This is a genomic window from Mammaliicoccus sp. K-M42 (genome assembly GCF_022386375.1).
GTDB lineage: Bacteria > Bacillota > Bacilli > Staphylococcales > Staphylococcaceae > Mammaliicoccus > Mammaliicoccus fleurettii.
The window spans coordinates 48,754-61,126 of sequence record NZ_JAJNIS010000003.1 but is presented as its reverse complement, the minus strand read 5'-3'; the positions used below and the strand labels follow the sequence as shown (position 1 = coordinate 61,126).

At 33.2% G+C, this 12,373-nt stretch carries 10 protein-coding genes; all 10 read left to right on the top strand.

The annotated features are described in order from the left end of the window. The first annotated feature begins 3 nt into the window (after window positions 1-3). The 10 genes from LQ668_RS03045 (at window position 4) to LQ668_RS03000 (ending at window position 12,364) form a co-directional block, all read left to right on the top strand. Window positions 4-603: an ATP-binding cassette domain-containing protein gene (locus tag LQ668_RS03045; RefSeq protein WP_078356993.1), complete on the top strand. Its 600-nt coding sequence runs from the start codon at window positions 4-6 to the stop codon at window positions 601-603. 543 nt (window positions 604-1,146) lie between these two features. Next, window positions 1,147-4,818 (top strand): nitrate reductase subunit alpha, encoded by a 3,672-nt coding sequence (locus tag LQ668_RS03040; protein WP_239738064.1) that lies wholly within the window; start codon window positions 1,147-1,149, stop codon window positions 4,816-4,818. Then, entirely contained in the window at window positions 4,808-6,364 is a 1,557-nt protein-coding gene (gene narH / locus LQ668_RS03035) for a nitrate reductase subunit beta (RefSeq protein ID WP_218702857.1), read from the top strand. Before LQ668_RS03040 ends, narH begins: the two co-directional genes overlap by 11 nt. Then, window positions 6,357-6,932 (top strand): nitrate reductase molybdenum cofactor assembly chaperone, encoded by a 576-nt coding sequence (gene narJ / locus LQ668_RS03030; RefSeq protein WP_239775897.1) that lies wholly within the window; start codon window positions 6,357-6,359, stop codon window positions 6,930-6,932. The genes narH and narJ overlap by 8 nt, the downstream gene beginning before the upstream one ends. Then, window positions 6,925-7,605: a respiratory nitrate reductase subunit gamma gene (narI, locus tag LQ668_RS03025; RefSeq protein ID WP_078356989.1), complete on the top strand. Its 681-nt coding sequence runs from the start codon at window positions 6,925-6,927 to the stop codon at window positions 7,603-7,605. Before narJ ends, narI begins: the two co-directional genes overlap by 8 nt. Window positions 7,606-7,637: 32 nt before the next feature. Beyond that, the gene (gene nreA / locus LQ668_RS03020) at window positions 7,638-8,081 is read left to right on the top strand and encodes a nitrate respiration regulation accessory nitrate sensor NreA (protein WP_239775896.1); all 444 of its coding nucleotides are present in this window, start codon (window positions 7,638-7,640) and stop codon (window positions 8,079-8,081) included. Then, window positions 8,078-9,112 (top strand): sensor histidine kinase, encoded by a 1,035-nt coding sequence (locus LQ668_RS03015; RefSeq protein ID WP_107509239.1) that lies wholly within the window; start codon window positions 8,078-8,080, stop codon window positions 9,110-9,112. Before nreA ends, LQ668_RS03015 begins: the two co-directional genes overlap by 4 nt. A gap of 16 nt (window positions 9,113-9,128) precedes the next feature. Then, a complete protein-coding gene (gene nreC / locus LQ668_RS03010; RefSeq protein WP_078356986.1) occupies window positions 9,129-9,779 on the top strand; it encodes a nitrate respiration regulation response regulator NreC in 651 nt (216 codons plus the stop codon). 317 nt (window positions 9,780-10,096) lie between these two features. Next, a complete protein-coding gene (locus LQ668_RS03005) occupies window positions 10,097-11,257 on the top strand; it encodes a nitrate/nitrite transporter (RefSeq protein WP_078356985.1) in 1,161 nt (386 codons plus the stop codon). Between the two features lie 105 nt (window positions 11,258-11,362). Then, complete coding sequence (locus tag LQ668_RS03000; protein WP_078356984.1) at window positions 11,363-12,364, top strand: ThiF family adenylyltransferase; 1,002 nt, start codon at window positions 11,363-11,365, stop codon at window positions 12,362-12,364. The last annotated feature ends 9 nt before the right edge of the window (window positions 12,365-12,373 follow it).

Below are 12,373 nucleotides of genomic sequence, written 5' to 3'. Positions count from 1 at the left end.
TTTATGATTAAAATTTTTATAAAAAAGCTAATTAAAAATAGAACAATCACATTAAATATCCAATCTACAGAACCTAAAATTTATGCCATAGTAGGGAAATCAGGTATAGGTAAATCTACGTTATTAAACATTATTGCTGGTTTAGAAGAAGCGGAAGAATATAATATTGAAATTCAGAAAGAAAAATTAAGCTACCAACAACATCTTATAAAAGTTCAAGATAGAAAAATTGGATATTTATTTCAAGATTATCAACTATTTCCCCATATGACCGTACAAGAAAATATACATTATATGAAGTCGCCAAATAAAGAAACAGAGCAGTTAATCAATCATTTACGTATAGCAAATTGCTTAAACCAATATCCATCAACGTTGTCAGGTGGAGAATCACAAAGAGTTGCATTATGTAGAGTGCTCAGCGTAAAGCCAAACTTACTTTTATTAGACGAGCCATTTTCAAGTTTAGACGATGAAACTAAAGAAGAAGGTATGGAACTTATAAAATATATATTTAAAACATGGCAAATTCCAATTATACTTGTGTCTCATTCAAAAAAAGAAGTTCAAACTCTAGCAGATGAAGTAATTGAAATAAAATAGTATAGATCAGTATATATCTAATAAAGCAAATCCCCCAATCCGAAACGATATTTCGGGTTGGGGATTTTTATTTTTGAATATAAATAGTGTTCCTAAGACTGCGCTAACTAGCAGAATTCTGAATAGTGTTCCTTAAGACTGCGCTAACTGGCAAAATTCTGAATAGTGCTCCTTAGGAAGTTCTAACTAGCAAAATTCCGAATAGTGCTCCTTAGACTGAGCTAACTGGCAAAATTCTGAATAATGCTCCTTAGAAAGTTCTAACTGGCAGAATTCCGAATAGTGCTCCTTAGAAAGATCTAACTGGCAGAATTCTGAATAATGCTCCTTAGACTGTGCTAACTGGCAAAATTCCGAATAATGCTCCTTAGACACTAGTTCTTACGGGCATTTCTCGGAATTATGTCCCTCTTTATAAAATGTCATAACTAACACAATAGGGATTTCGTAACAATGTATAGGTAATCCCCTAATATAAAAAGTTTGTGAAAAAAATTACAATTTAAGTAGTTTATAAAGGGCAAATATTAGGAGGTACTATCTATGTCTAAGTTAGGTTTGAAATTCTTTAAGCCAACAGAGAAATTTAATGGTAACTGGTCGATTTTAGAAGAGAAAAGTAGAGAATGGGAAAAGATGTATAGAGAGCGTTGGAGTCATGACAAAGTGGTCAGAACTACTCATGGTGTTAACTGTACGGGTTCGTGTTCATGGAAAGTTTTTGTGAAAAATGGTGTTATAACTTGGGAAAACCAACAGATTGATTATCCATCTTGTGGACCTGATATGCCAGAGTTCGAACCTAGGGGATGTCCTCGTGGTGCTTCTTTTTCATGGTATGAATATAGTCCATTACGTGTGAAATTTCCTTATGTTAGGGGAAAACTATGGAAATTATGGAAAGCTGCTTTAAGTGAATATGGTGATCCTGTCGTTGCTTGGTCATCTATTGTAGAAGATGAAACTAAAGCTGAAATGTATAAAAGTGCTAGAGGTAAAGGTGGACACGTAAGAGTTAATTGGAGAGATGTCACACAACTTATTGCTGCACAACTTATATATACTATTAAAAAGTTTGGGCCAGATAGAATTGCTGGATTTACACCTATACCTGCAATGTCTATGATTAGCTATGCCTCTGGTGCACGTTTTATCTCTTTATTGGGTGGAGAAATGTTGAGCTTTTATGATTGGTATGCAGATTTACCTCCAGCCTCTCCACAAATTTGGGGTGAACAGACAGATGTACCTGAATCAAGTGATTGGTATAACGCTGGATATATTATTATGTGGGGTTCAAATGTTCCTTTAACAAGAACACCTGATGCGCATTTTATGACTGAAGTACGTTATAAAGGTACGAAAGTTGTTTCAGTAGCACCAGATTATGCGGAAAATGTGAAATTTGCTGATAATTGGTTAGCACCAAATCCTGGTACTGATGCAGCATTGGCTCAAGCTATGACGCACGTAATACTTCAAGAATATTACGAAGATAATAAAGAAGAAATGTTTATAAATTATTCTAAACAATATACAGATATGCCATTTGTTATTAAATTAGAAAAACATGGTGATGGTTATAAAGCAGGTAGATTTTTAAGATCAAGTGATATTGGTATGGAAACAGAACATGCTGAATGGAAACCTGTTGTTTATGATGAAAATACAGAGAAACTTGTGATACCTAATGGAACTATGGGTCAACGTTATGAAGAAGGTGCTAAGTGGAATCTAAATTTAGAAAATGAAGATGGCACATTTATTGATCCAGCTCTAACGTTAAAAGATTATAATTCAAAAATTATGACTGTACAATTCCCATATTTTGATAACTCAGGAAATGGTATTTTTGAAAGACCTATTTTAGCTAAAGAAATTGAAAATCAACATGGAGAAAAAGTTTATATAGCGACTATATATGATTTAATGACAAGTCAATATGGTATCAAAAGATTTGATCATCCACTTGAAGCGTCAAGTTATGAAGATGAAAATTCAATGTATTCTCCTAAATGGCAAGAAAAAATAACAGGAGTTAAATCATCAGTTGTTACACAAGTTGCTAGAGAATTTGCTCAAAATGCAATTGATACTAATGGACGCTCGATGATTATTATGGGTGCTGGAATAAATCATTGGTTTAACTCTGATACAATATACCGTTCGATTTTAAATCTTGTGATGTTATGCGGATGTCAAGGAGTAAACGGCGGCGGATGGGCACACTATGTTGGCCAAGAAAAATGTAGACCTATTGAAGGTTGGTCAACGATTGCTTTTGCAAAAGACTGGCAAGGTCCTCCTAGATTACAGAATGCAACCAGCTGGTTCTATTTTGCTACTGATCAATGGAAATATGAAGAATCAGGTGTAGATAAATTACAATCACCTTTATCTAACGAACTCAAACATCAACATCCTGCTGATTACAATGTATTGGCTGCAAGATTAGGGTGGTTGCCTTCATATCCACAATTTGATTGTAATAGTTTATTGTTTGGTGAAGAAGCAAAAGAATCAGGAGATTATTCAAACGAAACAATCATTAAAAATGCTGTAGATTCAGTGAAAAATAAAAAGACTAAGTTTGCTATAGAAGATCCAGATGCTAAACAAAATCATCCTAAGACATTATTCGTTTGGCGCTCAAATTTAATTTCAAGTTCTGCTAAGGGACAAGAATATTTTATGAAACATTTATTAGGAGCTAAATCAGGTTTGTTAGCAAATCCTAATGAAACAGAAAAGCCAGAAGAAATTATTTGGAGAGAAGAAACAAACGGTAAGTTAGACTTATTAGTCGCTATAGACTTCAGAATGACGTCTACACCTTTATATGCAGATATCGTTTTACCTGCTGCAACATGGTATGAAAAGCATGATATTTCATCAACAGATATGCATCCATTTATTCATCCATTTAATCCAGCAGTAGATCCATTATGGGAATCTAAGACGGATTGGGATATCTTTAAAACATTGTCTAAATCCGTTTCAGAATTATCTAAGACGCATATGAAAGGCACATTTAAAGATGTTGTTACAACACCTTTAGCACACGATTCTAAACAAGAGATTTCAACGCCATACGGTATTGTAAAAGACTGGTCAAAAGGTGAAATAGAACCGATACCAGGCAAAACGATGCCAGGATTTGCAGTAGTAGAAAGAGACTATACAGCAATTTATGATAAGTACGTTTCAGTGGGACCATTATTAGAAAAAGGAAAAATAGGTGCTCATGGCGTAAGCTTTTCAGTTAAAGAACAATATGATGAATTAAAAATTATGTTAGATACGTGGGAAGATGACACAGTTAAGAATGGTTTACCAAGAATGGATACAGCAAGAAAAGTAGCAGATGTTATATTAAACGTTTCATCAGCTTCGAATGGTAAAGTATCGCAAAAATCATATGATGACTTGGAAGAACAAACTGGTATGCCTTTAAAAGATATTTCAGCAGAACGAGCTTCTGAAAAAATCACATTCCAAAATATTACGGCTCAACCAAGAGAAGTTATACCAACAGCAGTCTTTCCGGGGTCTAATAAACTAGGCAGAAGATATTCTCCTTTTACAACTAATATTGAACGATATGTACCATTTAGAACATTAACTGGTAGACAAAGTTACTATATTGATCACGAAGTATTTTTACAGTTTGGTGAGAACTTACCAGTTTATAAACCGACATTACCGCCAATGGTATTCGGAACGAAAGACAAACAAATAAAAGGTGGCGTGGATACACTTGTATTAAGATACTTAACACCTCACGGGAAGTGGAATATACATTCAACTTATCAAGATAACTTGCATATGTTGACATTATTTAGAGGTGGTCCAACAGTTTGGATTTCTAAAGAAGACGCAATAGCAAATGACATTAATGATAATGATTGGCTTGAAGTATATAACAGAAATGGTGTTGTAACAGCAAGAGCAGTTGTATCACATAGAATGCCTAGAGGAACAATGTTTATGTATCATGCACAAGACAAACATATTGAAACACCAGGTTCAGAAATAACTGATACTCGTGGTGGATCACATAATGCACCAACCCGCATACATTTAAAACCAACGCAATTAGTCGGTGGTTACGCTCAAATTAGTTACGGTTTTAATTACTATGGTCCTATCGGTAACCAAAGAGATGTATATGTTGCAGTTAGAAAAATGAAGGAGGTAGATTGGCTTGAAGATTAAAGCTCAAGTAGCTATGGTTATGAATTTAGATAAATGTATAGGGTGTCATACATGTAGTGTAACGTGTAAAAGTACATGGACGAACAGACCTGGTGCTGAATATATTTGGTTTAATAATGTTGAAACGAAACCGGGAATAGGTTATCCAAAAAGATGGGAAGACCAAGAAACATATAAAGGCGGTTGGACGCTTAATAGAAAAGGGAAATTAGAATTAAAATCAGGTAGCAAATTGTCTAAAATGGCACTTGGTAAAATATTTTATAACCCAGATATGCCAGAAATGAAAGATTATTACGAACCTTGGACATACAATTATAATCATTTAACAACAGCTAAAGAAAGTAAACATTCACCAGTTGCAAAAGCAGAATCAGTTATTTCAGGTAAAAAATTAGATATTAAATGGGGTCCTAACTGGGAAGATGATTTAGCAGGTGGACATGTAACTGGCCCTACTGATCCTAACATTCAAAAAATAGAAGAAGAAATTAAATTTAATTTTGATCAAACTTTTATGATGTATTTACCTAGATTATGTGAACACTGTTTAAATCCGAGTTGTGTTGCATCATGTCCTTCAGGCGCAATGTATAAAAGAGATGAAGATGGAATTGTATTGGTAGACCAAGATGCATGTCGAGGTTGGAGACATTGTATGACAGGCTGTCCATATAAAAAAGTGTATTTTAATTGGAAGACAAATAAAGCTGAAAAATGTACATTCTGTTTCCCTAGAGTTGAAGCTGGCTTACCAACTGTATGTTCTGAAACTTGTACTGGACGTATGCGTTATTTAGGTGTGCTACTTTATGATGCAGATAAAGTTCAAGAAGCGGCTTCAGCTGAGAATGAACAAGATTTATATCAAAACCAACTTGATTTATTTTTAGATCCATATGATGAAGATATTATACAACAAGCTGAAAAAGATGGCATATCTCAAGATTGGATTGAAGCGGCTCAAAATTCACCAGTATATAAATTAGCTATTGAATATAAATTAGCGTTTCCTTTACATCCAGAATATAGAACGTTGCCAATGGTTTGGTATTGCCCACCATTAAGTCCTATTATGAATTACTTTGAAGGTAAAGATTCTATTAGAAATCCAGATATGATCTTCCCTGCAATTGAAGAAATGAGATTGCCAGTTCAGTATTTAGCTAATATGTTAACTGCTGGAGATACGAAAACAGTTAAAAATGCATTGCAAAAAATGGCAATGATGCGTAGCTATATGAGAGCTAAATCAAGTGGTAAAGAATTCGATACTTCTAGATTAAGTCGTGTTGGCCTATCAGAAAGACAAACGAATGATATGTATCGATTGCTTGCTATTGCGAAACATGAAGACCGTTTCGTAGTTCCGACTTCTCATAAAGAGGGATACATGGATACGTATAGAGCGCAAGGAAGTCAAGGGTATGGAGACGAAATGTTCGGTTCTAATTGTGATGGTTGTGGTGTTCAGAGCTTACCAGAAAATAAATCTGGACAAGAGATTTATAACGAAAACTTCTATGGAGGGATTTTCCGTGATTAATTTAAATGCCTTATATCAATTAAAAGAAAGCTTTGGATTCTTCAGTAATCAATTAACTTATCCAGAAAAATTAGATTTCCATCCTAAAGCATTTGAAAAAGCATTTAATGAACAACATCCAGGATATGAAGAAGTTCAACAATATTGGACAAACATGCACGATATATCGTTAGATGATATTCAAGAAGTGTATACAAGAACTTTTGATTTTGAAAAGAAGACAACTTTATATATGACATATAATAAATTAACTGAACAAAAAGAAAGAGGTCAGATGTTAGCGAGATTGAAAGTTTTGTATGAAATGTTTGGCTTAGAAATGCCTAAAAGTGAACTGTCAGACTTTTTGCCTCTTATGCTGGAGTTTTTATATGCTGCAGAATGGAGAGGTGACAGTAGAGCACAAGGAAGTTTAACACTTGTAGTGATGGTAATAGAGGATGGTACTTTTGAATTATTAAAAGCATTAGGAGAACAAAATAGTCCATATTTCCACCTTATAAAAGCATTACGAGAAACTTTAAAATCATGTGTGGTAGAACAAGAGAAGGTGACAAATTGTGATTAATCAATTTATATGGGTTATATTTCCTTATTTATGTGTTGCGATATTTATTGTAGGTCATATCTTTAGGTTTAAATATGATCAATTTTCTTGGACAGCAAAATCAAGTGAATTTATAGAGAAAAAACATTTAATGTGGGGAAGTATTCTGTTTCATCTAGGTATCATTCCTGTCATTTGTGGTCATATTGTTGGATTGGGTATACCTGCTGAATGGTTAAATGCTATTGGTGTAAGTGACCATATGTATCATATTGGTGCAGTATATATCGGAAGTTTATTCGGAATTGCAACTTTAATTGGAATGTTTTTGTTAACTTCTAGAAGAATAACAAAAGATAATGTAAGAAGGTTAAGCTCAGCATCAGATATTATTGTAAATATATTATTGTTAGTAATCGTAGTGATGGGCTGTGTTGCAACACTATGGACAAATGCAACAACGCCTGAATTTGATTACAGACAAACGATATCAGTGTGGTTTAGAGGATTATTAATTTTTAATCCTGATGCTTCATTAATGACAAATGTACCGTTGACATTTAAAGCGCATATTATTTTAGGTTTATTAATTACAAGTATTTGGCCATTCACTAGATTGGTACATGTTTGGAGTGTGCCTTTAAACTACTTTAGTAGAAGCTATATCATTTACAGAAAACATAAAACGAATTAAAATATACTTAAAATGGATAGAGGTGTGATAATATGTCTAATGATTTTAATTTTCAGGAACAACTTAATCAAATTCGTAATACATATGATTTTGATTTTGTAGGATTAGCCATGTCTTCAGAACAGTCTGCGCTATGTCACATAAAGTGGCAATATGTGTCTGGAAATCTGAATCATAGATATAAAAACATCGAATTAAGAAAGGGCAGAGGCATAGCGGGAATAGTAATGAAAAGTGGGAAACCAATCATTATTAATAATATAGAAGAAAGTCCATATAACGATCAATTGTTCAACTATCCAATAATTCAAAGTGAACAACTAACAGCACTTATAGCCATGCCTTTATGGAAACACAATAGAGTGTGTGGTGTCCTCTTATCTGGGCAACGAGACAACAAACCATTACCTGAAATTGATATTGACCAGTTCACACGTTTTGGACCATTTTATGGAAAGGATATGATTAATTCATGAGTTCACAAGATTCATCCATCTTGACGAATATATTAAAACAGTACTACGAGAAAACGAGCGAGATGATCGTGTTTTTAAATAGTAATGGCCAAATTATAAATATGAATCAAGCTGCTAGAAGAGTGATCTCAGAAGATAATCAACCATCGTTAACGCATGCGATATGTAGTCGTTGTGAAGGTTATTCTAATGAGTATGCGCTTCAATCATGTAAAGATTGTTTTTTAGAATCTTCAAAAATTGGTAGCACGAGTTTCCAAGTATTTATGCAAACAAATAGCGGCACAGTTGAACCATTTACAGCAACTTACCAAACAATTAGCCAAGAAGATGATGTTAAAGTTTATACTTTACAAAATGTATCACCACAAATTGAGAGACAACAAAAACTTCATCAACAAACAATGATGCAAAAAACAATTTCAGCACAAGAAAATGAACGTAAACGTATTTCAAGAGAATTACACGATGGAGTTGTCCAAGAATTATTAAATGTTAGTGTTGAATTAAGATTACTCAAGTATCAAGATGACATTGACCAATTAAAGTTACAGTCACAACAAATTGAAAGTTTAATGTCTAGATTGATTGATGACATTCGAAATTTATCATTAGAATTAAGACCATCGTCTCTAGATGATTTAGGTTTAAATGCAGCATTTAAATCATACTTTAAACAGCTTGAGAAAAATTTTGGATTTTCGGTTCTTTATCATTATGATTCATCAATTAAACGCTTTAATCCAGAAATAGAGACTGTCGTTTATAGAATTGTGCAAGAAGCCGTATTTAATTCATTAAAATATGCTAATGTAGATAGTGTGGATGTCCATATGACATGTGATGGTCAAATGATTGAAGTTGAAATTGCAGATCAAGGCAATGGCTTTGTATTGGGTAGTGAGCCAAAAGGTTCAGGACTTGGTATTTATGGCATGAAAGAACGTGCTGAAATTGTTGGTGGTAAAATTAATATCGAAAGTAAACTGGGAAAAGGCACGAATGTAAAATTAAATGTGCCAATAGGATAACAGTGGGGGAAGAAACATGAAACTCGTAATTGCAGATGATCATGCAGTAGTGAGAACTGGTTTTTCAATGATATTAAATTATCAAGAAGATATGGAAGTAGTAGCTACAGCTGCTGACGGGATAGAAGCATATCAAATGGTGGCAAAACATGAACCAGACGTCCTAATAATGGATTTGAGCATGCCTCCAGGAGAATCAGGTCTAATAGCGACAGGAAAGATTTCGGATGATTTTAAAAATACAAAAATATTAATATTAACGATGTTTGATGATGAAGAATATTTATTCCATGTTCTAAGAAGTGGTGCAAAAGGCTATATATTAAAAAATGCGCCAGATGAAGAATTAATAAATGCAGTCAGAACAATTCATAGAGGAAACATGTATATAGATTCAAAAGTTACAAGTTCATTAGTAAATGAATTAGTTAATCCTAAACAAGATGGCGTGCATCATTCTGATCCATTTAAAATATTATCTCAAAGAGAATTAGAGATCCTTCCTTTAATTGCAAAAGGATTTGGAAATAAAGAAATTGCTGAAAAACTATTTGTTTCAGTCAAAACGATAGAAGCACACAAAGCACGCATTATGGACAAACTAGATTTAAAATCTCGTCCTGAACTCGTTGAATATGCTATGAAGAAAAAATTATTAGACTTTTAAAAAGTATTGAATAAGCCAGACAACTAACGATTTAATATCGTCATAGTCGTCTGGCTTTTTTTATTAATAAATTATGTAGTTTTATAATTAACAAATCTAGACAAAATTGCAGATAAGCACGCAGGCCATATAATATAAACTCAAAAGAAGTTATGAATTTAACCTTGCTTAAATTACGAAATTTACCTCATTTGTAATATAGGGATTTTACTTATTTTTCTAAGGGTATATCCTTATGTGCATCTTTTCACAAATGGCCTACAATTAGCATGAAATGTACGTTAATAAAGTTCAAATGAAAAAAAGGGTGAAAAGAGATGAGAAACAACATAGGCAAAGTTCAGTTACCGCTTCAAACTTTGAGTTTAATGGCAGGTTTTATGGTTTGGAGTATATTAGCACCTTTAATGCCTTACATTACGCAAGACATTAATGTGCAAGAAGGACAAAAAGCAATTATTTTAGCGATACCAGTTATATTAGGTTCCTTTTTGAGAATACCAATTGGATACTATACAAATTTATTAGGTTCTAGACTAGTCTTTTTAATCAGTTTTGTTATTTTATTATTTCCAGTATTTTATTTGAGTCAAGCGCAATCAACAGCTGGTTTAATGGTGGCTGGTTTCTTCATCGGTCTTGGTGGAGCAGTATTTTCAGTTGGTGTAACTTCTATTCCTAAATATTATCCTAAAGAAAAACATGGTTTTGCGAATGGTATATATGGAATGGGGAATTTAGGAACAGCTGTTTCTTCATTTTTAGCACCACCTATTGCTGGTACGATAGGTTGGCAACATACTGTGCAATTATATTTAATCATTATGGCTCTATTTGCAGTGTTAATGTTTATTTTTGGTGATAAAGATGAACCTAAAGTTAAAATACCAATGGTGTCACAAACTAAACAAGTTATAAATAATTATAAGCTTCATTACTTTAGTTTCTGGTACTTTATCACTTTTGGTTCGTTTGTAGCATTTGGATTATTTTTACCAAACTTTTTAGTTGATCATTTTGAAATAGATAAAGTAGACGCAGGTATTAGAACAGGTGTATTCATAGCTATAGCAACTTTATTAAGACCAATAGGGGGAATGTTAGGCGATAAATTTAACGCTTTAAATGTTCTTAAAATTTTCTTCATTGGAATGATCTCAGGAGCTTTAATACTTTCGATAGCACATAATATTTTACTATTTACGATTGGATGTTTAACTATCAGTATTTGTGCCGGTATTGGAAATGGTTTGATTTTCAAACTTGTACCTACATATTTCAATAAAGAAGCAGGCGTTGTTAATGGTGTCGTATCTATGATGGGAGGGCTTGGTGGATTCTTCCCGCCTTTAATCATTTCGTTCGTTACAAGCTTTATGGGTTCAAATCATTTAGCATTTTTCTTGTTAGCTTTAACTGGAATAATTGCACTTATCTCAATGATGCATATGACAAAAATAGAAAAAAGGATATTATAATAGTATAACCTGCTCTTTTAAGTAAGAGTAGGTTCTCTATTAATTGAGGATAAAGTGCTTTCATTCTATAATAGAGTTAAAGAGATTCGTGAAAGGTTGATAAAAATGAACGAACGTTATTCTCGTCAAATTTTATTCGATAAAATTGGAGAACAAGGACAAGAAAAAATAGAAAAGAGTAATGTCACTATAGTAGGAATGGGTGCTTTAGGCACACATGTTGCGGAACAATTTGCAAGATCAGGCGTAAATAGATTAAACATTATCGATCGAGATTATGTAGAATCATCTAATTTACAAAGACAAACTTTATTTGTCGAAAAAGATATTAAAGAAATGTTACCTAAAGTTGTTGCTGCAGAAAGACATTTAAAAAAGATACGTGAAGACATTCAAATAAAAACTTATATCGCTCAATGTGATGCAAAGTTATTACAAGAAGTAGCGAGATATTCTGACATCATTATCGATGCAACAGATAATTTTAATACTAGACTGATAATCAATGACTTTGCTTATAAAATGAACATACCTTGGATATACGGTGCATGTTTAGAATCAACATATGTTCAAGCTACATTTATACCAGGCGTTACACCTTGCTTTGATTGTGTACTCCCTCAATTACCTGTTATCAATAGAACATGCGACACAGTGGGCGTAATAAATCCTGCTGTAACGATGGCTACGAGCTTACAAGTCGCAGATGGTTTAAAAATATTATCAGGATTTGAATTTACACCTAAAATCACATACGGAGACGTATGGTATGGAGAGCATCAAACATTTGGTTTTGATCAAATGAGACGGAATGATTGTGAAACTTGTGGTGATCATCCGACATATTCTAAACTTTCTGCATCAGAACAACAAATTACTGAATTATGTGGACGTCATACGGTTCAATATATTAATGAAAAGCTAAACCGTCCAGCAATTGAGAAATTTATAGCAAAGAATGGATTATTGCATAGATCAAATGCATATATGATTCAATATTTATATGATGATCATAGAGTAGTCGCTTTTAATAATGGGAGATTATTAATTCATGATATTGATTCAGTAGAAGACGGAAGACAATTTGTAGAGAATATGTTTGGTTAGGAGATGTTG